Origin of the sequence: Massilia sp. R2A-15 (assembly GCF_030704305.1) — a bacterium.
In the GTDB taxonomy this organism is placed as follows: Bacteria; Pseudomonadota; Gammaproteobacteria; order Burkholderiales; family Burkholderiaceae_D; genus JAFCUW01.
In genome coordinates this window covers 1,496,686-1,520,790 of the sequence record NZ_CP131935.1, presented here as the reverse complement: position 1 = coordinate 1,520,790, position 24,105 = coordinate 1,496,686, and the positions used below count along the sequence as shown (strand labels likewise).

General features: G+C 66.8%; 15 protein-coding genes. 9 read left to right on the top strand and 6 right to left on the bottom strand.

Annotated elements, in window-relative coordinates; genetic code table 11:
* Window positions 1-694: 694 nt before the first annotated feature.
* Window positions 695-2,242: a sensor domain-containing diguanylate cyclase gene (locus Q4S45_RS06880; protein ID WP_305510370.1), complete on the top strand. Its 1,548-nt coding sequence runs from the start codon at window positions 695-697 to the stop codon at window positions 2,240-2,242.
* Here Q4S45_RS06880 and Q4S45_RS06875 read toward each other — a convergent pair whose 3' ends face one another.
* From Q4S45_RS06875 to Q4S45_RS06865, 3 genes are all read right to left on the bottom strand, one after another.
* Complete coding sequence (locus tag Q4S45_RS06875; RefSeq protein ID WP_305510368.1) at window positions 2,243-4,924, bottom strand: EAL domain-containing protein; 2,682 nt, start codon at window positions 4,922-4,924, stop codon at window positions 2,243-2,245.
* Window positions 4,925-5,039: 115 nt separating this feature from the next.
* On the bottom strand, window positions 5,040-7,736 hold the full coding sequence (locus Q4S45_RS06870; RefSeq protein ID WP_305510367.1) for an EAL domain-containing protein: 2,697 nt from the start codon (window positions 7,734-7,736) through the stop codon (window positions 5,040-5,042).
* 113 nt (window positions 7,737-7,849) lie between these two features.
* Window positions 7,850-9,148 carry an NRAMP family divalent metal transporter gene (locus Q4S45_RS06865; RefSeq protein WP_305510365.1) on the bottom strand — a complete coding sequence of 433 codons (1,299 nt, stop codon included), beginning with the start codon at window positions 9,146-9,148 and terminating at the stop codon, window positions 7,850-7,852.
* Between the two features lie 262 nt (window positions 9,149-9,410).
* Between Q4S45_RS06865 and Q4S45_RS06860 the strand changes: the two genes are divergently transcribed.
* The 4 genes from Q4S45_RS06860 (at window position 9,411) to Q4S45_RS06845 (ending at window position 14,542) form a co-directional block, all read left to right on the top strand.
* A complete protein-coding gene (locus tag Q4S45_RS06860) occupies window positions 9,411-10,604 on the top strand; it encodes an aminotransferase class V-fold PLP-dependent enzyme (RefSeq protein ID WP_305510363.1) in 1,194 nt (397 codons plus the stop codon).
* A 3-nt stretch (window positions 10,605-10,607) separates the two neighbouring features.
* The gene (locus Q4S45_RS06855; protein WP_305510361.1) at window positions 10,608-11,165 is read left to right on the top strand and encodes an NAD(P)H-dependent oxidoreductase; all 558 of its coding nucleotides are present in this window, start codon (window positions 10,608-10,610) and stop codon (window positions 11,163-11,165) included.
* Window positions 11,155-12,972, top strand: a complete 1,818-nt coding sequence (kefC, locus tag Q4S45_RS06850) for a glutathione-regulated potassium-efflux system protein KefC (RefSeq protein ID WP_305510359.1) — start codon at window positions 11,155-11,157, stop codon at window positions 12,970-12,972. The genes Q4S45_RS06855 and kefC overlap by 11 nt, the downstream gene beginning before the upstream one ends.
* Window positions 12,973-13,150: 178 nt before the next feature.
* Complete coding sequence (locus Q4S45_RS06845; RefSeq protein ID WP_305510358.1) at window positions 13,151-14,542, top strand: FAD-binding oxidoreductase; 1,392 nt, start codon at window positions 13,151-13,153, stop codon at window positions 14,540-14,542.
* Window positions 14,543-14,654: 112 nt separating this feature from the next.
* Here Q4S45_RS06845 and Q4S45_RS06840 read toward each other — a convergent pair whose 3' ends face one another.
* The 3 genes from Q4S45_RS06840 to Q4S45_RS06830 form a co-directional block, all read right to left on the bottom strand.
* Window positions 14,655-15,779 (bottom strand): aminotransferase class V-fold PLP-dependent enzyme, encoded by a 1,125-nt coding sequence (locus Q4S45_RS06840; RefSeq protein ID WP_305510356.1) that lies wholly within the window; start codon window positions 15,777-15,779, stop codon window positions 14,655-14,657.
* A 17-nt stretch (window positions 15,780-15,796) separates the two neighbouring features.
* Window positions 15,797-16,963, bottom strand: a complete 1,167-nt coding sequence (locus tag Q4S45_RS06835; protein ID WP_305510354.1) for a formyltransferase family protein — start codon at window positions 16,961-16,963, stop codon at window positions 15,797-15,799.
* Window positions 16,964-17,257: 294 nt separating this feature from the next.
* Window positions 17,258-19,468: an ATP-binding protein gene (locus tag Q4S45_RS06830; protein WP_305510352.1), complete on the bottom strand. Its 2,211-nt coding sequence runs from the start codon at window positions 19,466-19,468 to the stop codon at window positions 17,258-17,260.
* Between the two features lie 127 nt (window positions 19,469-19,595).
* Between Q4S45_RS06830 and Q4S45_RS06825 the strand changes: the two genes are divergently transcribed.
* The 4 genes from Q4S45_RS06825 to Q4S45_RS06810 all read left to right on the top strand — a co-directional run bounded on the left by Q4S45_RS06825 (window position 19,596) and on the right by Q4S45_RS06810 (window position 23,948).
* The gene (locus Q4S45_RS06825; RefSeq protein WP_374046100.1) at window positions 19,596-20,615 is read left to right on the top strand and encodes a LacI family DNA-binding transcriptional regulator; all 1,020 of its coding nucleotides are present in this window, start codon (window positions 19,596-19,598) and stop codon (window positions 20,613-20,615) included.
* Between the two features lie 375 nt (window positions 20,616-20,990).
* The gene (locus Q4S45_RS06820) at window positions 20,991-21,539 is read left to right on the top strand and encodes a gluconokinase (protein WP_305510349.1); all 549 of its coding nucleotides are present in this window, start codon (window positions 20,991-20,993) and stop codon (window positions 21,537-21,539) included.
* A 13-nt stretch (window positions 21,540-21,552) separates the two neighbouring features.
* Window positions 21,553-22,869, top strand: a complete 1,317-nt coding sequence (locus tag Q4S45_RS06815; protein WP_305510347.1) for an MFS transporter — start codon at window positions 21,553-21,555, stop codon at window positions 22,867-22,869.
* Window positions 22,870-22,895: 26 nt separating this feature from the next.
* Window positions 22,896-23,948, top strand: a complete 1,053-nt coding sequence (locus Q4S45_RS06810) for a porin (RefSeq protein ID WP_305510345.1) — start codon at window positions 22,896-22,898, stop codon at window positions 23,946-23,948.
* Window positions 23,949-24,105 lie beyond the last annotated feature (157 nt).

The window sequence follows — 24,105 nt, the reverse complement described above, 5'->3', positions numbered from 1 at the left end:
GTTCAATACAACCGGCGCACCTTGATAATCCCAATCCAATTCACCCATAGCTCGCTGCAGCTCGCCCAGTGGCCGTGATAAATTAAGTAATTCGCTAATAAGGGCAACTCTGTCATTTTTCATTGGGCCTCACGTCTTTGCCAGTTATCTCGTCCTTCACGTGCACCACCGTCTCGTCTGGTGCGCCCGTAGGGGTCCCGGGGTCAAGTCTGCCATTCAGACAAGCCGATCCGTTCTTGCTCAGAGTATTCTGTTCGGTCCACCGGACATCCACACGCTTGATTTCGTCAATGCCAGTTGGATTCTTGGAATTTGGAGTATAGGTTGCCGTGTTTGCAATTATGCCACCAGGTCCCTGCTTTATTGCCGAATAGGGTAAAGCGCTTATTTCCTGGAATTCGCTGACCAGCAACGCTTGCGCGTGCCGCAGTGCGTTTCGCTCTGTCCTCGCGTCAGCGCCAGCGCGCTCACTGACACAAGCAACCCGGTACCGCGTTGATCAAGCGCCAACGTCGCGCAATTACGTCAAGAAAACTTCGATTTCCTGTTGGAATTTGTTTCCTGCGTGAACGAACTGGGGTAACATGTCAAGCCACGCCCAATCCTCGCGTGCCTTTTGACCCATTTGCCACGCGAGGAAATAATGAACGTCCAACCCTTCCCCCGTCCGTTTTTTGAGCTTCAGCCGTTCGCCATGAAACCGGCCCTTACGTCCCCGTCGACCGCCACTCCGCCCCAGCGGAAACGCAGCTCGGCCGCGCGCATCGCGACCATGTTCCTGGCGCTGGTCTGCGTCTCGCTGCTGGCCGTATTGGGCGCGAGCATCTGGTCGGCCCGCCAGACCTCGCTCAGCGAAGGCAAAGTCGATACCGTCAACATGGCGCGCGCGCTGGCCAACCACGCCGACAGTTCGTTCGACCTGGTCGATACCATCCTGGCCGGCGTGCTGGAACAGGTCGGGCACGACGGCCTGGCGCGCGAGCCGGAACGCCTGCAGGCCTACCTCGCCGACATGGCGCGCCGCACCCCAGCGCTGCAGGGCCTGTTCCTGTACGACGCCAACGGCGAATGGCTGCTTAATTCGCTCGCCACCCCGCCGCGCGGCGTCAACAACGCCGACCGCGAATATTTCATCTACCACCGCACCCACGCCGACCTGGCGCTGCACGTCGGCAGCCCGGTCCGCAGCCGTTCCAGCGGCGCCTGGGTCATCCCGGTGTCGCGCCGCTTCAACCACGCGGACGGCTCGTTCGCCGGCGTCGCGCTGGCCACGGTGCGGGTCGATTTCTTCCAGCAGTTCTACGACAGTTTCGATATCGGCGCGCAGGGCGCGATCTTCCTGTCGAACGACGCCGGCCGCTTGCTGACGCGGCGCCCCTTCAACGAGGCCGACCTGGGCCGCGACATGCGTAACGGCCCAGTATTCCGGCTGTGGCAGCAGAACGGCGCAAGCGGCAGCGCGATCCTGGTGTCGGCCGTGGACGGCGTCGAGCGCCTCTACACCTACCACCACCTGCGCGGCTATCCGCTGATGGTGGCGGTGGCGCTGTCGAAACACGAGGTGCTGGCGCACTGGCGCAGCACGGCCATTGCCGGCACCGCCGGCACGCTGCTGCTGCTTGCGATGCTGGTCGCCCTCGGTTTGCGCCTGATCCGCCAGCTGATCGTGCGCGACCGCCTGCAGGCCGAACTGCGCCAGGCGCAGACGGCGCTCGAAGCGACCAACGCCTCGCTGGAAAAGCTGGCCCTGTCCGACGGCCTGACGGGCCTGGCGAACCGGCGCCATTTCGACCATCGCCTCGGCGTCGAGTTCAAGCGCGCGCTGCGCGACCAGTCGCCGATCGCGATGGTGATGATCGATGTGGACTACTTCAAGAAGTTCAACGATCTGCACGGCCACGTCGAAGGCGACGCCTGCCTGCAGATGGTGGCCCACGCGGTGCAGTCGGGCCCGCGCCGGCCGGGCGACCTGGCGGCGCGCTTCGGCGGCGAGGAATTTGCGATCCTGCTGCCCGGGACTTCGCTCGAAGGGGCGCTGGCGGTAGCCGAATCGGTGCGTGCGGCGATCGCGGCGCTGAAGTTCGCGCACGGCGCCAGCCCGTTCGGCGTGGTCTCGATCAGCGCCGGCGTGGCCATGCTGACGCCGGCGCGCGGCCAGCATCCGCGCGCGCTGGTCGAAGCGGCCGACCGCGGCCTCTACCGCGCCAAGGCCGAAGGCCGCAACCGGGTCGCGGCGGCCTGATTACACCGCCGCCAGGCGGTTCTGGCCGAGCAGCGCCAGCGCTTCCCCGGCGTCGATCGGGCGGCTGAACAGGAAGCCCTGGTATTCGTCGCACGCCATCGCGCGCAGGATCGCCAGCTGTTCTGACGTTTCGACGCCTTCGGCCACCACGCCCAGTTTCAGGCCGTGCGCCAGGTTGACGATCGAGCGCACGATGGCGGCGCTGTCGGCGTCCTTGCCGAGGTCGCGGATGAAGGCGCGGTCGACCTTCAGGCGCTGCACCGGGAAGCGCTTGAGGTAGGACAGGCTGGAATAGCCGGTGCCGAAATCGTCGATCGACAGTTCGACGCCCAGCGCGCGGATCTCGTGCATCAGCCGGTCGACTTCGTGCTCGCGGCTCATCAGCGCGTTTTCCGTGATCTCCAGTTCCAGGCTGGCCGGACGCACCGCGCAGCGCTCGACGCACTGGCGAATCATCGACAGCAGGTCCTTCTGCGAGAACTGGCGCGGCGACAGGTTCACCGCCACCTTGACGTCCACCCCGGCCAGGTTCCACGCCTGCAGCTGGCGGCACGCCTCCTGCAGCGCCCAGGCGCCGATCGGGATGATCAGGCCGGTGCGCTCGGCGATCGCGATGAAGCGCGCCGGCGGCACTTCGCCCAGCACCGGGTTGGTCCAGCGCAGCAGCGCCTCGAAGCCGCCGATTCGCCCGGTGACGGCGTGCACCTTCGGCTGGTACAGCAGGTGGAACTCGTGGCGTTCGAGCGCGCGGCGCAGCTGGGCCTCGACCATCAGGCGCTCGTCCAGGTCGGTCTGGGCGCGTTCGGAATAGAAGTGGATGGTGTCGTCGATGTCCACGCCGGTGCGGTTCAGGGCGCTGTCGGCGCGCCGGAACAATTCGTCCGCGTTGTCGCCGTCTTCGGGGAAGATCGACACGCCGATCACCGGCCCCAGGTAGAACTCGCGCCCGCCCACCTTCAGCGCACCCGACAGCTTTCGGTGCAGCTCGATGGCGTAGCGCTCGAGGAAGTCGCGCCCCTTCTCCGCCTCGATCACGACCGCAAATTCATTGCTCTTGGTGCGCGCCACGGCAGCGGCGCCCGGCAGCAGCGCCTGGAACACCTGGCCAATCTGCTTGAGCGCCTCGTCGCCGGCCGCATGGCCAAGCAGGTCGCTCACTTCCTGCACCCGTTCGAGCGACACCACCAGCACGCCGACGCAGGCGTGGCGCTGCGCCGCCTCGGCCAGGTTCTGCTCGAGCATCCGGCCGAACTGGCCGCGGTTCGGCAAGCCGGTCAGCAGGTCGTAGTTGGCCACGTAGGCGAGCCGCCGCTCGGCCTTCTGGCGCTCGGTGATGTCGGTGAGCACGCTGACGATCTGCTCCTGGCCGGCCGCATCCACCAGCTTCGAACTGAGCTGGATCACCGTGCGCTCCTGGCCGCTGCCGTCGCGGATCTCGGCGATCGCCTCGCTGGTATGGGCGCCGCGCAGCACCTCGCGATAGCGGCCTTCGCGCTCGCGCGCCGTGGCCGGATCGAGCGCCGCGCTTTCGTCGCTGCCGACCAGCTGGGATGCGGGCCGTCCGACAAAGCGGCTGAACGCCTCGTTGAGCGTGACGATCTTCTGCCGGCTGTCGAGCACCCAGATCGGCGTCCCGACCGAATTCAAAATCGCCGCCAGGTAGTCGGCGCTCTTCTTTTCGCGCGCTTCGCTCGCGGCCAGCTGGCCGATCAGGATGGATTTGCGGGCGGCGTCCCGCGCCACGCGCCAGCTGAGGAAGATCACCATCGCCGATACCAGCAGCAGGGACACCACCGCCGTCCACACCCGCCCGTACCACGACGCCAGCGCGTCGGACTGGTCCATGCCGGTGATGATCACCAGCGGGTAGTTGCTCACCGCGTCGTAGCCGTACAGCCGGGGCTTGCCGTCGATCGGGCTGATCGCGGCGAAGGCGCCGCGGTCGCTGGCCGGCAGGTGGCGCGCGAACAGCGGCGTGTCGGTGAAGTACTGGCCGATCCCCTTGGGGAAGTTCGGGCCGCGCACCAGCATTCGGCCGTCGCGGTTGAACAGGGTTACCGAGCCGCCCTTGCCCAGTTCGACCAGGCTGTAGATCCGCTCGAAGCGCTCCGAATCGGCTTGGGCGACGATGATGCCGGTGCGAACGCCCGCCGCATCGACCATTGGCCGCGTGAAGTTGACGATGCCGCGCCCGGTGACCGGATCGATGTTGGTGATGGTGATGCGCAGCGCGTCCTTGCTCGATCCGATGTCCTTGAGCACCTGCTCCGGCGCGGGCGCCGGCACCAGCGTCGGCTTGCTCGTCACCGCGTCGGCCACCAGTTTGCCGTCCGTGCCGTACAGGTAGATGCCCAGCAGGTATTCCTGGGCCATCGGATTGTCGGCGAAGTTCAGCAGCACGTTCGGCGCCGCATGGCCGCCCGCCTTGGCCAGCGCGCGCTCGGCCTGCAGCATCACGTTGTCCACGCCCTGCGCCACGCTGAAGGTCTGGGCCGCGAACGCGATCGACAGGTTGCGCAGGTTGGTCTGCTCCTGGCGCAAGGTGTCGCGATAGCTCACCAGCAGCACGGCCGCCGTGGCCCCGATCAGGATGACGATCAGCCCGGCGGTAGCGAGCACGAGCCGGGCCAGCGGATAGGGCCGGATCGTCGGACTCGGTGGGCGGACGCTGGACAAGGGCATGGCTGATATCGGGCTGACATGGTTGGCAAGAGATGATGTGTATATTACACGCTTGTAACCCGCACCCCGGCACGGCTGCGCCCAGCTTCGGGCCGCCCCCGGGCGCCGTGCCGACCTACACCGCCGGCGAAAGCAGCAGGCTCTGGGCCGAGGCCGCCGCCTGCGGGAAGGAGATGAAATAGCCCTGCACCTCGTCGCAGGCCAGCGTGCGCAGGATCGCCAGCTGGCTGCTGGTCTCGACGCCCTCGGCCACCACCCGCATGCCCAGCGCGTGCGCCATCGTGATGATGGCGGTAAACAGGATCTTGCCCTGCTCGGTCTGCTCGATGCGGCTGGTGAAGGCCTTGTCCACCTTGAGGATGTCGAAGTCGAGCAGCTGCAGTTGGGCCAGCGAAGAATAGCCGGTGCCGAAATCGTCGACCAGCAGCTTGATGCCCAAGTCGCGGATCTTCGACAGCGATTCGAGCACGTGGCTGCCGCCGCCCATCATCGACGACTCGGTTAGCTCGATTTCGAGCAGGTGCGAGGGGATGTTGTGGCGCGCCATCGCGGAGGAGAAGATGCGCGCGATGTCGGTCTCGTTGAACTGGCGCGAGGAAATATTGACCGACACCGGCACCACGCCCTCCTCCTTGGCCACCCACTGCGCCAGCTGTTCGCACACCTTGACCAGCACCAGCTCGCCCAGGCGCACGATCATGCCGGTCTTTTCGGCCAGCGGGATGAAGTCCTTCGGCTCGAGCAGGCCGCGGGCCGGATGCTGCCAGCGCACCAGCGCCTCCATGCTGGTGGTGCGGTTGCTGGCCAGGTCCATGCGCGGCTGGTAATGGATGACGAACTCGTCGCTCTCGATCGCCATGCGCAATTCCTGCTCATACTCCAGCTCGCGCCGCAGCGCCTCGTAGAACTCGGGATCGAAGAAGCGGAAACTGCCCTTGCCGCTGGTCTTGACCGAGTACATCGCCACGTCGGCGTTCTGCAGCAGGCTGGCCGCGTCGTCGCCGTCGCTGGGAAAACTGCTGATGCCGATCGACGTGCCGAGCACGGCGGTGCCGCCGATCAGCTTGAACTTCGGCTTGAAGGCCTGGATCACGCGCTTGGCGACGATCGCCGTGTCCTCGATGCGCAGGTTGTTCTCGAGGATGACGACGAACTCGTCGCCGCCGATGCGGATCACGTTGTCGTGCGGGCGCACCGCTTCCTTCAGGCGGTGCGCCGCGTGGCGCAGCAGTTCGTCGCCGGCGGCGTGGCCCATGGTGTCGTTGGCGGCCTTGAAGCCGTCGAGGTCGATGAACAGCAGCGCCAGCGTCTGGCGGCTGTCGCGCGCGCGCACGATCGCCTGCGGCAGATACCACTGCAGCCAGTGCCGGTTCGGCAGGCCGGTCAGCGCGTCGTGGTTGCTGCGGTGCTCGAGCGCGGCCACGTGCGCCTTCGATTCGGATATGTCGCGCAGGGTGATCGCCAGCTTCTGATCGGAGCGCACCGCCTTGAAATGCATCCAGCGCGAGCGGTCCGAGCCCTCCGGATGGAATTCGAGCTCGCCGTCAAAGGAGCCGGTCTCGACGGCGATTCGCAGCACTTCCATCACGCGCGAGAAGGTGTCGTCGCGGTACAGGCCGGAGAAGCGCCGCCCGATCAGCGTTTCGCGGCGCTGATGGACGATCGCGGCTCCGTGCTGGTTGCAGTCGATCACCTCGAAATCGTCCACCGAGCCGGCGCCGTTGTACAGCGTGGCCAGGATGAAGAAGCCGTCGCTGCTGCCCTCGGTGGCCATGCGGTAGGTCTCGCCGGTGCGCTGGCTTTCGCGCTTGCGCCAGGTCAGCCGCAGCAGGAAGCCGGCCAGCACGGCGCCAAGGCCGAACAGGACCACCGTCGCCGCGCTGGCCTGGGCGATCGCCTGCTTGCGCTCCGCCGCGAACGGCGCCATCGCGCGCTCCTGGTCGAGGCCGATGAAGGCCACCATCGGATACGGCCCGGCACGGTGCCAGCCCAGGTAGCGCGGCCGTCCGTCGGCGAACCAGCCGGCGGCGGCCAGCATCGCGCCTTCGTTGCCGGCCAAAAAATCGCCGTTGTTGCCGGACAGCGCGGGCAGCTTGACCGGCGTTGGGCCGCGCGGTTCGGCGGCGGCGACCAGCAGCGGCCCGCCGACGGCCGACAGGCCCAGCACCCCGCCCGGCGTGAAGCGGTGCAGGAAGAAATTGACGGTCAGGTCGTCGGCGTCCACCTGCAGCAGCGCCACGCCGTCGAAGCGGCCGTCGCGGTCGAGCAAGGGGCGCGAAAATTGCAGACCGTTGCCCTGGCTGGAGCCGTTGGCGGAGCGGCTGATCACCAGCCGGTCGGCCGGCGCCTCGGCGTTCGCGCGGAAAAAAGCGCTGCCGGCAATGCTGGCGCGCAGCCGTTCGGGCTTCATGGCGGTGACGAGCTTGCCGTCGCGGTCGAAAATGGCGAGGTTGGAGAAGGCGGCGTCGCGATACAGGGTGGCCGCGTCGGTCGAGTCGAGCTTGAGCGAATAGCCGGACAGGCGCCAGCCGTAGCGCAGCTGGCGCAGCACCAGGTCGTGCGAGTTGATGGCGCGGGCGGCCTGCTCGGAGTAGGCGCGCGCCATGGTCAACGCTTGCTGCATGGAATCGCGGATGCCCGCTTCGCGCTCGGCCCTGACGGTGCCGAGCAGAAAACCCCAGCTCAGCAGGCTGAAGAACAGGGCCGCCAGCATGCAGGCGGCCACGATGCCGGAGTTCGCAACGATGCTCTCGACCAGGCCCGGAAAAGCCTGGAAGGCGCCCTGCTTGACCACGCCACGCTGGGATCGCATGCGATATACCTGACAAAAATGGAACAGTAATTCACCGGTCGAAGGCAAACAATGACAGCCATATAATTATCAGTATAAAAACCTTATCGGAATCGCGTCGCACGCCGCGGGCGCTAGGCCAGATTGGTCACCAGCATCGCCGTCACCGCGGCGGCCATCACCGCGGTGCACATCCAGCCGATCACCTTCAGGCGCCGGGCGATCACCAGGCGGCCCATGACGTCCACGCGCGACGCCATCAGCATCATCACCGCCATGATCGGGATCGAAATGACGCCGTTGATCACCGCGCTCCAGTACAGCGCCTTGATGGGATCGATCGGCGCGAACACCAGGCCGACGCCGGCCAGCGTCGCCACCACGATGATGCCGTAGAACTTGGGCGCCATCTGCGGCTCGTGCTCCAGGCTGTTCTTCCACTTGAAGGCGCCCGCTATCGCGTACGCGGCCGAGCCGGCCAGCACCGGAATGGCCAGCATGCCGGTGCCGATGATTCCCAGCGCGAACAGCATGAAGGCGAAATCGCCGGCGATCGGGCGCAGCGCGGTGGCCGCCTGGGCCGAGGTCTCGATCTCTGTCATGCCGTGCAGGTGCAGCGTCACCGCGGTGGTCAGCATGATGAAGAACGCGACCAGGTTGGAAAATCCCATGCCGATGTAGGTGTCGAGCCGGATCCGGTTGAAGCCGGCGCGCGCTTCGCGGGGCGCCTTTTTCAGCGGATGCGCGCTGTCGTCGGCGCGCAGCTCCTCCACTTCCTGCGAGGCCTGCCAGAAAAAGAGGTAGGGGCTGATGGTCGTGCCGAACACCGCGACAATTGTGGTGATGAAAGCCGGCTTCCAGGGCAAGGCGGGCAGCGTCACGGCTTCTTTCGCCACCCGTTCCCACGGGATGTGCACGACGAACACGGTAGCGACGTAGGCCAGCAGGGCCAGCGTCAGCCACTTGAGCACGCTGACGTAGCGAGTGTACGGGATGAACACCTGCAGCAGCACCGACACCAGGCCGAAGCCGACCGCGTACAGCTGCGCCGGGCCGCCGGCGACCAGCTTCATGGCGTCGCCCATCGCCGCCACGTCGGCCGCGATGTTGATCGTGTTGGCCAGCAGCAGCAGGCCGACAATCGGATACAGCAGCCATGCCGGATAGTGGCGCCGGATATTGGTGGCCAGGCCGTGGCCGGTGACCCGGCCGATACGCGCGCTGACGATCTGGATGCCCACCATCAGCGGGTAGGTGATGACCAGGGTCCACAGCATGCCGAAGCCGAACTGGGCGCCGGCCTGTGAATAGGTGGCGATGCCGCTGGGGTCATCGTCGGCGGCGCCGGCGATGAGTCCGGGGCCCAGCTTGCTGAGCCAGTTCGGCTCCTGCTCCTGCGACTGCTCGGGTTCGATGATCTTTTCGGCGTGCATGGCGCTCCAACTCAAAAATGGCTATCACGCAACACCTTAACTCCTTGCGGAGCGCTCGACTGTGCGCTTGCTAACCAAGTTTTAATAGCCGCGGCCCAAGGGCTGGGGGTCAGGTCCGCCGGACCTGACCCCGGCTTCGTGACGCGGCGCCGGCACCAGCGGGGTCTGGTCCTGCGGACCTGACCCCATTTCATATTGGACGGCGGGCGCGGCTTGGTAGGATATTATTTGCTATCCCATCTCTTCGTTACAGGAGTTGAACTTGCCGCTGCCGCCCGCCCCGATTGCGCCCGACGACGAAACCCACTGGGCCGCGGTGCGCGCCCGGTACGCGGTGTCGCCCGATTTCATCAACCTCGAAAACGGCTTCTTCGGCGTGCAGGCGACGCCCGTGCACGAGGCCTTCCAGCGCTACCAGGCCGAGCTCAATCGCGAAAATTCCTACTTCCTGCGCGTGCGCTTCCCCGAGCGACTCGCCAACGTCATGCGCCTTCTGGCCGAGTTCACCGGCGCGGCGCCGGACGAACTGCACATCACGCGCAACCTGATGGAGTCGCTCAACATCCTGATCCAGGGCTATCCGTTCGCCGCGGGCGACGCCGTGCTGATGGCGGACCACGACTACGACAGCGTCATCGACACCCTCGAGATGGTCGCGGCGCGCAAGCAGCTTGAACTCATTCGCGTGCGCCTGCCCCTCGATCCCGACAGCGACGAGCAGATCGTGGACATCTACGAGCAGGCGATCACGCCGCGCACGCAGGTGCTGCTGGTGACGCACCTGTGGCATCGCACCGGCCAGATCATGCCGGTGCAGAAGATCGCCGCGATGGCGCGCCGCCACGGCATCGACGTGATGGTCGATGCGGCCCACTCGTTCGCCCACCTCGATTACCGGCTGGCCGAGCTGGGCGCGGACTTCGTCGGGGTCAACCTGCACAAGTGGCTCGGCGCCCCGCTCGGGGTCGGGTTGCTGTACATCCGCCGCGAGCGGATCGTCGATATCGCGCCCCTGTTCGGCGACGTGCGGCCCGATGCGGGCGACATCCGCAAGCTTGGCCACGTCGGCACCGTGCCGCCGGCGCCGATCCTGGCCGTCGAAGACGCCCTCGCCTTTCACCACGCCATCGGTGCGCGCAACAAGGAAGCGCGCCTGCGCTACCTGACCCAGTACTGGCTCGACCGCGTGCGCGGCCTGCCCGGCGTGCGCATCCTGACGCCGCGCGCGTCCGAGCGCTCGTGCGCGATCGCCGCCTTCGCCATCGACGGCATCCCGGCGGCGCAGGTCGTGGCACACCTGATGGCGCGCCACCGCATCTTCACCGTGGTGCGCGACATCGCCGACAGCGGACAGGCGGTGCGCGTCACGCCGCACCTGTACATCGGCACCGGCGAGCTCGATGCGCTAGTGGCGGCGATTGCAGAACTGGCCGCATCGAACCGGCGCGCGGCCTGACACATGGATCCGAACCGCGTCCTGGTCCTGTTCGCCCACGCGGCGCCGCACCTGTCGCGCGTGAACCGCCGGCTGGCCGATGCCGCGCGGCTGGTGGAGGGCGTCTACCTGCATGATCTGTACGAAAGCTACCCCGACTTCTACATCGACCCGGCGCGCGAGCACGCGCTGCTGGCGAAGGCCGGCGCGCTGGTGTTCCTGTTCCCGCTGCAGTGGTACAGCATGCCGGCGCTGCTGAAGGAGTGGCTTGACGTGGTGCTGCGCGACGCCTGGTCCGCCGCGCCGCGGGCGCAGGGCCGGCGCTTCTGGGTGGTGACCAGCACCGGCGCCGGCGCCGCCGACTTTGCGCCGGGCGCGCGCCAGGGACGTCCGTTTGCCGACTTCCTTGCGCCCTTCGAGCAGATCGCCGCGGCCTGCGGCATGCAGTGGCTGGAGCCGCTCGTGCTGCACGGCGCGCACGATGTCGATGGCGCCGCGGTCGAGGCCCATATCGGACGCCTCGGCGCGCGCCTGCGGCAGCTGGCCGGGCATCCTCTCACCTTGGGCGACGATGGAACATAGCCTGCTGATCAACGCGCTGGTGTACCTGGCCGCCGCGGTGATCGCGGTGCCGGTCGCCAAGCGCTTCGGCCTGGGCGCCGTGCTGGGCTACCTGCTGGCCGGCATCGCCATCGGCCCGTGGGGCCTGAAACTGGTGGTCGAAGTCGAGGACATCCTGCACTTCTCCGAATTCGGCGTCGTGCTGCTGCTGTTCATGATCGGGCTGGAACTCGAGCCGAAGCGACTGTGGTCGCTGCGCCGCCCGATCTTCGGCTGGGGCGGCGCCCAGGTGGCCGGCGTTGCCGCCGCGCTGGCCGGCGCCGCGATGCTGCTTGGCGTGGACTGGAAAGTGGCGCTGATCGCCGCGCTGGGGCTGTCGCTGTCGTCCACCGCCATCGCGCTGGCCACGCTGGACGAACGCAACCTGCGCAACACACCCACCGGATCGGCGGCCTTCTCGATCCTGCTGTTCCAGGACATCGCCGCCATCCCGATGATCGCCATCGTCCCGGTGCTCGGCGTGGCGGCGGCCGAGGGCAGCGAGAAAGGCTGGCTGGGCGGCGCGCGCATCGCCGTCACGCTGGTCGCGCTGGTGCTGGGCGGGCGCTACCTGCTGCGGCCTATCCTGCGCGCCATCGCCAAGACCGGCATGCGCGAAATCTTCACCTCGTTCGCGCTGCTGCTGGTGATCTCCATCGCGCTGCTGATGCAGTGGATCGGCATGTCGATGGCGCTCGGCTCCTTCATGGCCGGCGTGCTGCTGGCCGACTCCGAATACCGCCACGCGCTGGAATCGGATCTCGAACCGTTCAAGGGCCTGCTGCTTGGCCTGTTCTTCATCGCCGTCGGCATGTCGGTCGATTTCGGCGTGTTCTTCGCGCGGCCCGGCCTGATCCTGATGCTGGTCGCGGGCTTTTTGGCGATCAAGATCGCGGTGCTGTACGGATTGAGCAAGCGGTTCGCGGTGCCGCGCAGCCAGCAGGCGCTGTTCGCGTTCCTGCTGTCGCAGGGCGGCGAGTTCGCCTTCGTCGTGTTCGGCGCGGCGGAGACGGCGAAGGTATTCACGGCGGAGGTGGCGTCGATCCTGGTGGTGGTCGTCGCGCTGTCGATGGTGGCCACGCCGCTGCTCCTGCTGCTGCACGACCGCGTGCTGGCGCCGCGCTGGCGCGAAGCGAAGAAGCGGCCGGCCGACATCATCGAAACCCAGGAAGACCACGTGATCATCGCCGGCTTCGGACGCTTCGGCCAGATCGTCGGGCGCCTGCTGCGCGCCAACCAGATTGCGCTGACGGTGCTCGACCACGACCCGGACCAGATCGAGCTGCTGCGCAAATTCGGCCTGAAGGTCTTCTACGGCGACGCGACGCGGGTCGACCTGCTGACCGCGGCCGGCGCAGGCAAGGCGCGCGCACTAGTGGTGGCGGTCGACAGCGTGGAGGACAGCCTGGCGCTGGTGGACGCGGTGCGGCGCAACTTCCCCGACCTGAAGATCATGGCGCGGGCGCGCAACGTGTCGCATCTGTACGACCTGATGGACCGCGGCGTGACTATCATCGAGCGCGAGACGTTCGAGTCGGCGCTGCAGCTAGGCCAGAGCGTGCTGCGCCACCTCGGTTTCGGCGCCTATCGCGCGCGCCAGGCAGCGCAGAAGTTCAGGCTGCACAACATCCAGAGCCTGCACTCGGTCTATCCCTACTACAAGGACCAGGAGCAATTCATTTCGATGGCGCGGCAGTCGCGCGACGAGCTCAACGAAATGTTCGCGCGCGACCTTGCCGCGCTGGAGGAAGAAAAAAACAACTGGAACGACGGCGACAAGCTGCAATAGCAGTTAGCCTGTCGTACCTGCGGAGGCAGGTACCTATACTGAACAAGCGTCTACCTGATCCCGCTCAGCATGGGTACCTGCCTGCGCAGGTACGACAGGCTCGAAGTTCCGTCTCCCTTGCATCCACGCCTTCGCTCACTATGATGAAAACAGTGATCCAAAAATGGGGAGGTGCGAGATGGACACCGTGACGTCCGACCAGGTCAACGACTTTCGAACCAAACTGCGCGGCAGCATCCTGTCGCCGGGCGATGCCGGCTACGATTCGGCGCGGCAAATCTGGAATGCAATGATCGACAAGCGCCCCGCGATGATCGTGCGCTGCGCCGGCCCCGCCGATGTGCTGGCCGCAGTCAATTTTGCCCGCGACAGCAAGTTGCCGCTGGCGGTGCGCGGCGGCGGCCACAATATCGCCGGCAGCGCACTGTGCGACGACGGCCTGGTCATCGACCTGTCCGCGATGCGCTCGGTGCAGATCGATCCCACCAAGCGCCGCGCCTACGTCGAAGGCGGCGCCACGCTGCGCGATTTCGACCACGAGGCGCAGGCATACGGCCTGGCCACGCCGCTGGGGATCAATTCCACCACCGGCGTCGCCGGCCTGACCCTCGGCGGCGGCTTTGGCTGGCTGAGCCGCAAGTACGGGCTGGCGGTCGATAATCTGATTTCAGCCGACATCGTCACCGCCGACGGCCGGCGCCTTCACATCAGCGAAACCCACGAACCGGACCTGTTCTGGGCGATCCGCGGCGGCGGCGGCAATTTCGGCGTGGTGACCAACTTCGAGTTCGCGCTGCATCCGGTGGGGCCGGAAGTGACGGCCGGGCTGATCGTGTTCCCGCTGGCGCAGGCAAAGTCGATACTGAAGCAGTACCGCGAACTGGTCGACACGATGGGCGACGATGTGTCGGTCTGGGTCGTGCTGCGCAAGGCGCCGCCGCTGCCCTTCCTGCCGGGCGAATGGCACGGCAAGGAGATCCTCGCGCTCGCGCTGTTCTCGCCAAAGAAAACCGATGAATTGCAGGGTGTGATCGACAAGGTGCGCGGCTTCGGCCAGCCGGTGGGCGAACATGTCGGCGCCGTGCCCTACGCCGCCTGGCAACAGGCCTTCGATCCCCTGCTGGCGCCGGGGGCGCGCAACTACTGGAAATCGCACAACTTCGAGCGGCTGACCGACGATGCGATCGACGTCATTGTCGATTACGCCGGCAAGCTGCCGTCGCCGAATTGCGAAATCTTCCTCGGGCTGATCGGCGGGCAGGCCAGCGTGCCGTCGGCGACCGCGACGGCGTATCCGCACCGCAGCGCGCTGTGGGCGATGAACGTGCACACGCGCTGGGAGGATCCAGCGGAAGACTCCACCTGCATCACCTGGGCGCGCGAATTCTTCAAGATGTCGGCGCCGTATGCGTCGGGCAGCGTGTACATCAACTTCCTGACCGCGGACGAATCGGACCGCATCGCCGATGCGTACGGGCCGAACTACGCGCGGCTGGAAGCGATCAAGGCCAAGTACGATCCGCAGAACCTGTTCCGCGCTAACCAGAATATCCGCCCTGCGGCGCCTTGATGTCGTTCCTGCGAAGGCAGGAACCCATACTGAGCTGGAGGCCTCGCGGAAGAAATCCTGCCCACACTGATCGCAGAGGGTATGGGTTCCTGCCTTCGCAGGAACGACAAACCTAAACCCGTCCGAGCGCCTCGGCAAACATCGCCACCGTGCGTTCCACGTTGTGCAGCTTGTCCAGCCCGAACAGCCCGATGCGGAAGGTCTTGAAGTCGGCCGGCTCGTCGCACTGCAGCGGCACGCCGGCGCCGATCTGCACGCCCGCCTGCACGAACTTCTTCGCCGACTGGATGCCGTCGTCGTCGGTGTAGCTGACCACCACGCCCGGCGCCTCGAATCCCTTGGCGGCGACGCTGCGGTAGCCTTTTTGCGCCAGCAGCGCGCGAATCCGGTCGCCCAGTTCCTGCTGCTCCGCGCGCACCTTGTCGAAGCCGTAGTCCTCGGTCTCCTTCATCACGTCGCGCAGCGTGGCCAGCGCATCGGTCGGCATGGTCGCGTGATAGGCGAAGCCGCCGCCCTCGTACGCTTCCATGATCTGCAGCCATTTGCGCAGGTCGCAGGCGAAACTGGTGCTGGTGGTGCTGTCGATGCGATCGCGCGCCAGGGTGCTGAGCATGACCAGCGCGCAGCATGGTGAGCCGCTCCAGCCCTTCTGCGGTGCGCTGATCAGCACATCGACGCCGGTCGCCGCCATGTCCACCCAGATCGTGCCGGAAGCGATGCAGTCGAGGACGAACAGCCCGCCCGCCGCGTGCGTTGCATCGGCCACCTTGCGCAGGTAGTCGTCCGGCAGGATGATGCCCGACGATGTTTCGACGTGCGGCGCGAACACCACCGCCGGCCGATGCTTGGCAATCGACGCCACCACTTCATCGATCGGCGGCGGAGCGAATGCCGCCTGGCGCCCCTCTTCCACCGGCCGCGCCTTGAGCACCGTGGCGCCGGACGGGATGGTGCCCATGTCGAAAATCTGGCTCCAGCGGTAGCTGAACCAGCCGTTGCGGATCACCAGGCATTCCTTGCCGGTGGCGAACTGGCGCGCCACCGCTTCCATGCCGAAGGTGCCGCTGCCGGGCACCACGATGGCCGAATGCGCTTTGTAGACATGCTTGAGCGTGCGCGAAATATCGCGCATCACGCCCTGGAACGACTGCGACATGTGGTTGACCGCACGGTCGGAATAGACCACGGAATATTCGAGCAATCCATCCGGATCGACGTTGGGAAGGAGTCCTGGCATTGTTCGCCTCTTGTAAGTTAGGGTTGGCGGACGCCGGCGGCGCGCCGTTCGTCCAGTGCGATATCGACCATCATTTCGCTGGCCAGCGCGCCCAGTTCGGCGCGCAGGCCGTCCACCGGCAGTCCGGCCGGCACCAGCAGGTGCGCGCCGATTTTGAATGTCTGCTTGCCCGAGACGCCGCTGCGCAGGATCTCGGTATGCAGGTTCTCGATGCTGATGCCGCGCTCGGCGAGCATCCGGGTCAGGCGGCTGACGATGCCGACGCGGTCCTCGCCGACCAGTTCCAGCTCGAAGCCGCGCAGCGCGTCGGGCACGATGGCGCCGGCGCTGCTGGCGACCACCACTTTCAGCCCGCTCGACTCGAGCTGGCGCAGCGAATCGGCCAGCGCGTCGGCGTGTTCGTGGGGGACTTCGAAATGCACGGTGCCGGCGAATTCGCCCGCGAGGCGAGTCATGCGGCTGGACGCCCAGTTGGCGTTGTAGCGCTGGGCGCGGTCGGCCAGCAGGTTGACGATGCCGTGCCGGTCAGGGCCCATCACGGTCACCACCAGCGACGCGTGCGCCGGCGTTTCTTCCTCGGTCAGCACCAGCGAACGCTTGATCATCATGGCCTTGGTGGCGAAGCGCGGATCCTGCGGGAAGGACGGAACGGCGCCCTCGTCGCGGGCCTGGCGCACCACTTTCGACAGCAGCGCGATGCCCATCGGCGCCAGCGCGCGTTCCCATAGTTCGCGCGCGGTCTCGCCCTTGAGTACGAAGCACCAGTCCTGGGCGGCGATGGCGCCGGCGTCCCAGCCGTCGGCCAGGTGGTAGACCGAACCGCCGGCGACCGGGTCGCCTTCGAGGATGGTCCATTCGACGGCGGCGATGCCGCGGTGGCGCGGCAGCAGCGAGGGGTGATAGCCGACGCCGCCGAGGCGCGCGCGCGCCAGCGCGCCGTCGCTCACGCGCGCGTGCGTGTGGGCGGCGATGATCAGGTCGGTGCCTTCGGCGATGGCTTCCGCGGGGACGATGCGGGGATTGGCGAGAACATGGACGGGGATTCCGGCGGCGCGCGCGGCGACGGCCAGGCGGTCATCCTCGGCGGGTGCGACGATGCTGGTGAATTCGATGCCCTCTTCCTTGCGCAGCGCCTCGAACACCGAAGCGGCAAAGAAACGGGAGCCTACCAAAGCGCATTTCATTCCTGGTGATCCTTGAACTGGTCGATTGTCAAGGATACCAGAACGAAGGGTTGATGGCGGCTGCGGCCGACTTCAGTCACGTCTGGGGTCTGACCCTTATGCCGTTGAGTTAAGCCGTCGTACCTGCGCAGGCAGGTACCCATACTGAGCGAGCTTTACTTCAGCGGCATGCTCAGCATGGGGGAAACGCATGCGTTTCCCCTGCGCGGGTACGACGGTTTTTAGGCTGACGCGGCCCCGTGCAGCGCTGGGTTATTCCTTAACTTAACGGCATTAGCGTCTGACCCGGCGGGGTCAGAGCCTGTCACCTCGCGTGAGATCCAATCCAGCGTCAATTGCCAGCTGCAGCTGCTCGATATCCACCGGCTTGGTCAGGTGCCGGTCGAAGCCCGCGTCCTTTGCGCGCTGCTTGTCGCGCTCCTGCCCATACCCTGTTAGCGCCAGCAGCGTGCCATCGAACCCGAGCCGCCGCACCGCACGTCCCAGTTCGAAACCGTCCATGTCGGGCAGGCCGATATCGAGGATAGCGACGTCCGGCTGCATCCGCCCCAGCAGCGCCAGCGCCGATTTGCCGTCATGCGCCACGCCGACCTCGTGCCCAAGCACCTCCAGCAGTTCCGCGGTGGTCTGCGCCGCGTCGAGGCTGTCGTCGACGATCATGATCTTGCGCGCGCCGGCGTCGGCGCCCGGCGCCGCCGAGGGCAGCGCCACGGCCGGACCGTCGATCGCCGGCAGCGTCACGTCAAAGCGGCTGCCCTGCCCCAGCCCCGGGCTCGATGCGCGCACCGTCCCGCCAAGCAGTTCGACGATGCTGTACACGATCGTCAGGCCCAGCCCCAGTCCGCCGGACGAGCGCGCGAGCGGTTGCGGCGCCTGCCAGAACGGCTGGAAAATGCGCGCCGCGGTGGCCGGCTCCATGCCCACACCCAGGTCGCTCACCGACAGCACGGCGCTGGCGCCAATGCGCCGCACCGATACGCTCACGTCGCCGGCGCCGCCGTAGCGCAGCGCATTGGACAGCAGGTTGGTCGCCACCTGCACCAGGCGCGTCTCGTCGCCCATCACCCATACGTCGTCCACCGATTCGATGAAGCGGCGCCGCGCGGCGGCCATCGCCGGGCGCACCGTGTCGGCCGCCTGCAGCACCGCGGCCGACAGGCACACCGGCTCGCACGCCATCGCCAGCTTGCCCTGGGTGATGCGCGAAACGTCTAACAGGTCGTCGACCAGGCGCCGCATGTGGTTCACCTGGCGCCGCATCGTTTCGCGCTCGCGAAGGTGCTCGCCGGCGCCGCGCATGTCCATCAGGTCGAGCGCCATGACGATCGGCGCCAGCGGATTGCGCAATTCGTGCCCGAGCACCGCGAGGAAGTTGTCCTTGGTGGCGGCGGCCTGCTCGGCGCGCGCCAGCGCTTCCTGCAGCGAGACCACCAGCGCTTCCCGTTCGCGCTCGCCCTGCACCAGTTCGGCCGATGCCGCGGCCAGGCTGTCGCCGATCTCGTTGATCTCGCGGATGCGACTGCGCAGCAGGCGCACCGGATGCTTGTGGCCCAGCCGCGCCGTCTGCTCCTTCACGTGCTCGATCGACAGCATCAGGCGCTTGGACAGGAACATCGCCAGCACGACGTACAGCGCCAGCGAGGCGACGATCGCCACCGCGTAGGCGGCCAGGGTGCGCCGCAGCACATCTGAGAAGCGCGCGGTGGGCGCGCCGATGGCCACCAACCATTTGTGCCGCGGCAGCATGCTGAAACTGGTCATCACCTCGACGCCTTCGGACGTGGTGCTGACGCCGCTGCCTTCCGGCCGTCCCTGCGCAAGCAGCTGGCCGAGCGTGGCCGACGTCGGCGTGGCGACGGTGTTTTCCTGGTCCTTCGAGCGCGCCACGCGCAGCCCGCGCGCATCGGCCACCGCGACCACCCACTCCGGCGGCACCTTCTGGTTATTCAGGATGCGCAGCATGCGGTCCGGCGCCAGCGCGATGGTGACGATGTAGCGCAGGCGGCCGTCGTCCACCACCGGCACGCGGATCGGTACGGCGGCCAGCCCACGCGGCCCCTTGGCCACCGAGCCGACCACCGGCCGCAGCGTGCGCGCCGCTTCGTCCAGGCTGGCGCGGTCGATCACCTTGTGCGTGTTCCCGCCAAACGGCTCGGAGGTCTTGAACAGCACCGCGCCGCCGGCATCGGTGAGAATCACGCTGCGCCAGTCGGCCTGCGCCTGCACGCCCCGTTTGGCGACGGCGTAGAACGTCGCGATGTCGCCGCGCGCCAAGGCCGGATCCACCGACAGCGCGCGCGCATTCTCGAGCGTGGCGTCCAGTTCGGAATCGACCGCGCTGGCCAGCGCGCGCGACAGCGCCTGCATCGACCGTTCGAGTTCGGCCTGCTGCTCGTTGACCGAAGTGTTGATGCCCCAGGCGCCGATCAGCGCGATCGGCAACAAGCCAAGGCCGGTGAGCAGGATCAGCAACTGCCGCAGGGTCAGGGAGGTATTTCGAAACATCGGGCATAAATTTGAAGAAGTGCCGCCACTATACTCCCGTCCGCCACAAAATTTCCAATCTACAACGCATCAAATTGTTACCGCGCTGGGCTATGATAACGTTATCAAATTCATGCATTGGGTAATGATGAAAGTTCAGAAAACCCGCGCCAGCGGCCGGGTCACGCTGGCCCAGGTGGCGGCGCTGGCCGGCGTGGCCACGATGACGGCCTCGCGCGCGATCAGCCATCCGGACATGGTGTCGGCGGTCCTGCGCGAACGTGTCGAGCGCGCCGTCGCCGAACTGGGCTACGTGCCCAATGCGGCCGCGCGCGCGCTCGCCTCGGCGCAGTCGAACGTCATCGTGGTGCTGGTGCCGTCGCTGTCGAACCTGGTGTTCACCGCGGTGCTGGCCGGGATCCAGGACGCGCTCGACGCCTACGACTACCAGATCCTGATCGGCAACACGCGCTATTCGGACGCCGAGGAGGAAAAGCTGCTCGCCACTTACATGCAGTCGCACCCCGACGGCATCTTGCTGTCGGGCCTCACGCACAGCCCGAAAGTGCAGCACATGCTCGACACCTCGCAGGTGCCGGTGGTGTCGATGATGGACCTGGCGACCGAGCCGAACCAGCTGTCGGTGGGCTTTTCGCAGCTGGAGGCCGGCTACACGATGACGCGCTACCTGATCGACAAGGGCCACAAGCGCATCGGCTTCATGGGCGCCCAGCTCGACGAGCGCACGCTCAAGCGCGCCGAGGGCTACCGCAAGGCGATGCGCGAGGCCGGCCTGTTCGACGAGTCGCTCGAGACGATGGTGAACGATCCGTCCACGCTGGCGCTGGGCGCGGAGCTGCTGGGACGGATGCTGGCGGCGACGCCGGGACTGGACGCCATCTTCTGCTGCAACGACGACCTGGCGCATGGCGCGATCTACCAGTGCCAGCGGCGCGGGATTGCGGTTCCGGGTCAGCTGGCGATCTGCGGCTTCAACGACCTGCCGGCGTCGGCGTGGATGAATCCGTCGCTGACGACGATCGCCACGCCGCGCTACCGGGTCGGCTTCGAAGCGGCGTCGCTGCTGCGCGCGATGATCAAGGGCGAGCGGCCGGCGAAGAACCGCATCGACCTTGGCTTTACGCTGATGGCGCGCGAAAGCGCCTAGCGCCGCCGGCACATCGGGGTCTGGTCCTGCGGACCTGACCCCATTTGCTGTTCGGGCGCCGGCCCTGCCGCTATTCATTTCACGCCGCGGCCCAAAACCTGGGGTCAGGTCCGCCGGACCTGACCCCGAATTTGTCGCAGGCCGCAGCGCAGTCGAGGGGCTGATGCGGCCGCGGCTCGGGATGGGGACTCGGCGTCCCCGTCGCCCCGCCGGACCAGACCCCGGTATGCTTTGCCGGCCCGACACACTTCGTGGTTTTTGCGCCGCACCCCAAAAATCTCCTTTACAAAACGCCGGACCGGTGTAGACTTCATCTCAAATGTTAGCGCTATCAAACGAAGCGCACCGAGACAAAACCTGACCGGTATCCCACACATGAACCAACCAGATGATCACCGCGCCGCACCCATCCGCTGGGTCGTGATGGGCGTATGCGGCTGCGGCAAGAGCGAAATCGGCCGCCGCCTGGCCGCCTCCCTGCACGCCCCCTTCCTCGAAGGCGATGCTTTCCACTCCGCCGCCAACGTCGCCAAGATGGCCGCCGGCACCCCGCTCGACGACGCCGACCGCGCCGACTGGCTGGCGCGCCTGCAGGCCGAAATCGCCGCGGCGCACGAACGCGGCGCCGGCCTGGTGCTGTCCTGCTCCGCCCTCAAGCGCCGCTACCGAGACCTGCTGCGCCAGGCCGACCCCGCCCTGCGCTTCGCCCACCTGCACGGCGACCGCGCCCTGATCGAACAGCGCATGCGGGCGCGCACCGCGCACTACATGCCCACCTCGCTGCTCGACAGCCAGCTGCGCGACCTCGAGCCGCTGGCGCCGGACGAAGCTGGCGTGCGCCTCGACATCGCCGCAGCGCCGGACGCCATCATCGACCAGATTTTGCAAGCCCAGGGCCAACAGAGCCCATTCATACCAACCTGAAGGAGACAGCAACATGGCCATCCCATCGAACACCGCCGCCGGCAAGCGGCGCTGGGGCATCGGCGCCCTGCTCGGCATCGGCGTCCTGATCAACTACATCGACCGCATCGGCCTGTCCGTCGCGGCGCCGCAAATCAAGGACATGTTCCAGTTGACGCCAGTCGAACTGGGCCTGCTGTTCTCCGCCTTCGCCTGGTCCTATTCGCTGCTGCAGATCCCGGTGGGCATGGTGATCGACCGCTTCGGTCCGACCAAAGTGGGCCGCTGGGGCGCCTTCCTGTGGGGCGTGGCGTCGGTAATCACCGCGTTCTCCAGCGGCTTCGCGGGCATCTTCTTCGCGCGCATCCTGCTCGGCGTGGCCGAAGCGCCGGCCTTCCCGGTCAGCTCGAAAGCCACCGGCTACTGGTTCCCGCGCCACGAGCGCGGCCTGGCCACGGCCATCTTCGACGCCGCCGCCAAGTTCTCCAACGTGATCGGCGTGCCGCTGGTGGCAATCACCATCGTGACCTTCGGCTGGCGCTGGGGTTTCGGCCTGACCGCGTTCCTGAGCTTCAGCTACTTCATCGCGTTCTACTTTCTGTACCGCGACCCGAGCGCCCACGAAAAGCTGTCGAAGGAAGAGCTGAACTACATCCAGCAAAACGGCGGCGCGCCAGAAGGCAAGTCGGAAGCGGGCGCGATGAACATGCTGGGCTACCTGCTGACCAAGTCCAAGGTATGGGGCCTGACCATCGGCTTCGCCGCCTACGGCTACACCTTCTACCTGTTCCTGACCTGGCTGCCCGGCTACCTGGTCCAGACCATGCACATGAGTATCCTGAAGTCGGCCGGCTACGCCGCCATTCCCTGGGCCTTCGCCACCTTGACCGACCTGTTCGTCGGCGGCTGGCTGATCGACCACCTGATCAAGCGCGGCTGGGACGAGTCGAAGGTGCGCAAGGGCGTGCTGGTGACTGGCATGCTATTCGGCCTGGCCGTGTTCGGCGCCACCCAGACCACCGACCCGGCCTGGGCCATCTTCTGGATTTCGATTGCGCTCGGCGGCCTGGCGTCGGCGGCGCCGGTCGGCTGGTCGCTGCCGTCGCTGATCGCGCCAAAAGGCGGCGCCGGCACCATCGGCGGCATCATGAACTTCGCGAATAACCTGATGGGCGCGGCCGCGCCGATCGTCACCGGCTTCATCGTCGGCGCCACCAATTCGTTCGCCAACGCCTTCATGGTGGCCGGCGTGATCCTGGTGATCGGCATCGTGTCGTTCGTGTTCGTGCTCGGCCGGATCGAGCCGATTCCCGACCCGCACCCGGCCGGCGCGCCGGTGCCCGCCGTCTGAAATTGCAGAACCTGGAGTCCATCACAATGAAAAAATCGATCCTTACTCTCGCGCTGCTGGCCAGCGGCGCCGCGGCGGCGCAAACCAACGTCAACTTCTACGGTGTGCTCGACCTGGGCGTGTCGCAGGACCGCGGCGGCGTGGCCGGCACATCGACCCGCGTCACCAGCGGCATGGCGACCCAGAGCCGCTGGGGCTTCAAGGGCAGCGAAGAGCTGGGCGGCGGCATGCAGGCGTTCTTCGTCATCGAAGGCGGCATCCACGCCGACACCGGCACCTCGACCCAGAACAACACCCTGTTCGGCCGCAACGCCGCGGTCGGCCTGCGCGGCGACTACGGCGCGGTCTCGCTCGGCCTGCAGGACACGCCGCTGTTCACCACGCTCAACACCGTGGTCGATCCGCTGCGCAACGGAATCATCCGCTCGAACAACCTGATGGCGCCGACCGGCTTCCGGGCCAGCAATTCGGTACTGTTCAAGTCGAAGGACTACAGCGGCTTCAGCGGCGACCTGATGTACGTGGCAGGCGAAGTGGCCGGCGACGCGCAGGCGTCGCACGCCGTGGGCGGCTCGCTCGGCTACAGCCGCGGCCCGCTCAACGCGCGCCTGGCTTACCACCGCAAGAACAACGACACCGCGCTGGTCAAGAACACCGACGATGCGCGCAACACCCTGTTCGGCGCCAACTACGACTTCGGCCCGGCCAAGGGCTACTTCGGCTACGAGATCAACAAGGGACTGAACAGTTCGCCGCTGAACAACACCGCAGCCACGTTCGGCGGCGCGGCGCCGATCGCCTCGACCGACAGCGCCGACCTGCTGCTGGGCGTGGCGGTGCCGTTCGGCCCGAGCACCGTGGTGGGCAGCTACGTGCGCAAGAACGACAAGACTGTCAACAACCAGGATGCGCAGCAGTTCGGCGTGGCCTACATGTACGCGTTCTCCAAGCGCACCGACCTGTACACCTCGTACGCGGTGATCCGCAACCGCAACGGCGCCGCCTACACCGAAGGCAACAGCGAAGAACCGGGTACCGGCAACAAGCAGTTCACCGTCGGCCTGCGCCACCGGTTCTAGCAGGCCAGGGGTCTGGTCCCGCGGACCTGACCCCATTTTGCTTTATTGCCGGGTTCTGTATTGACATCCTCCTTCCTCGAACTAGACTGAACCATTGCGGCGCTCGGACGGGCCTGCAACCACGGGGGAGCTTGTCGTTCGTTTTCTCACAATAAGG

Bases quoted from the DNA above. Each gene is read 5' to 3' on its own strand.
- Q4S45_RS06880 (WP_305510370.1), top strand. From the start codon at position 695: ATGAAACCGGCCCTTACGTCCCCGTCGACCGCCACTCCGCCCCAGCGG.
- Q4S45_RS06875 (WP_305510368.1), bottom strand. From the start codon at position 4,924: ATGCCCTTGTCCAGCGTCCGCCCACCGAGTCCGACGATCCGGCCCTAT.
- Q4S45_RS06830 (WP_305510352.1), bottom strand. From the start codon at position 19,468: ATGTTTCGAAATACCTCCCTGACCCTGCGGCAGTTGCTGATCCTGCTC.
- Q4S45_RS06815 (WP_305510347.1), top strand. From the start codon at position 21,553: ATGGCCATCCCATCGAACACCGCCGCCGGCAAGCGGCGCTGGGGCATC.
- Q4S45_RS06820 (WP_305510349.1), top strand. From the start codon at position 20,991: ATGAACCAACCAGATGATCACCGCGCCGCACCCATCCGCTGGGTCGTG.
- Q4S45_RS06840 (WP_305510356.1), bottom strand. From the start codon at position 15,779: ATGCCAGGACTCCTTCCCAACGTCGATCCGGATGGATTGCTCGAATAT.
- Q4S45_RS06870 (WP_305510367.1), bottom strand. From the start codon at position 7,736: ATGCGATCCCAGCGTGGCGTGGTCAAGCAGGGCGCCTTCCAGGCTTTT.
- Q4S45_RS06845 (WP_305510358.1), top strand. From the start codon at position 13,151: ATGGACACCGTGACGTCCGACCAGGTCAACGACTTTCGAACCAAACTG.
- Q4S45_RS06825 (WP_374046100.1), top strand. From the start codon at position 19,596: ATGAAAGTTCAGAAAACCCGCGCCAGCGGCCGGGTCACGCTGGCCCAG.
- Q4S45_RS06855 (WP_305510361.1), top strand. From the start codon at position 10,608: ATGGATCCGAACCGCGTCCTGGTCCTGTTCGCCCACGCGGCGCCGCAC.
- Q4S45_RS06810 (WP_305510345.1), top strand. From the start codon at position 22,896: ATGAAAAAATCGATCCTTACTCTCGCGCTGCTGGCCAGCGGCGCCGCG.
- Q4S45_RS06865 (WP_305510365.1), bottom strand. From the start codon at position 9,148: ATGCACGCCGAAAAGATCATCGAACCCGAGCAGTCGCAGGAGCAGGAG.
- kefC (WP_305510359.1), top strand. From the start codon at position 11,155: ATGGAACATAGCCTGCTGATCAACGCGCTGGTGTACCTGGCCGCCGCG.
- Q4S45_RS06835 (WP_305510354.1), bottom strand. From the start codon at position 16,963: ATGAAATGCGCTTTGGTAGGCTCCCGTTTCTTTGCCGCTTCGGTGTTC.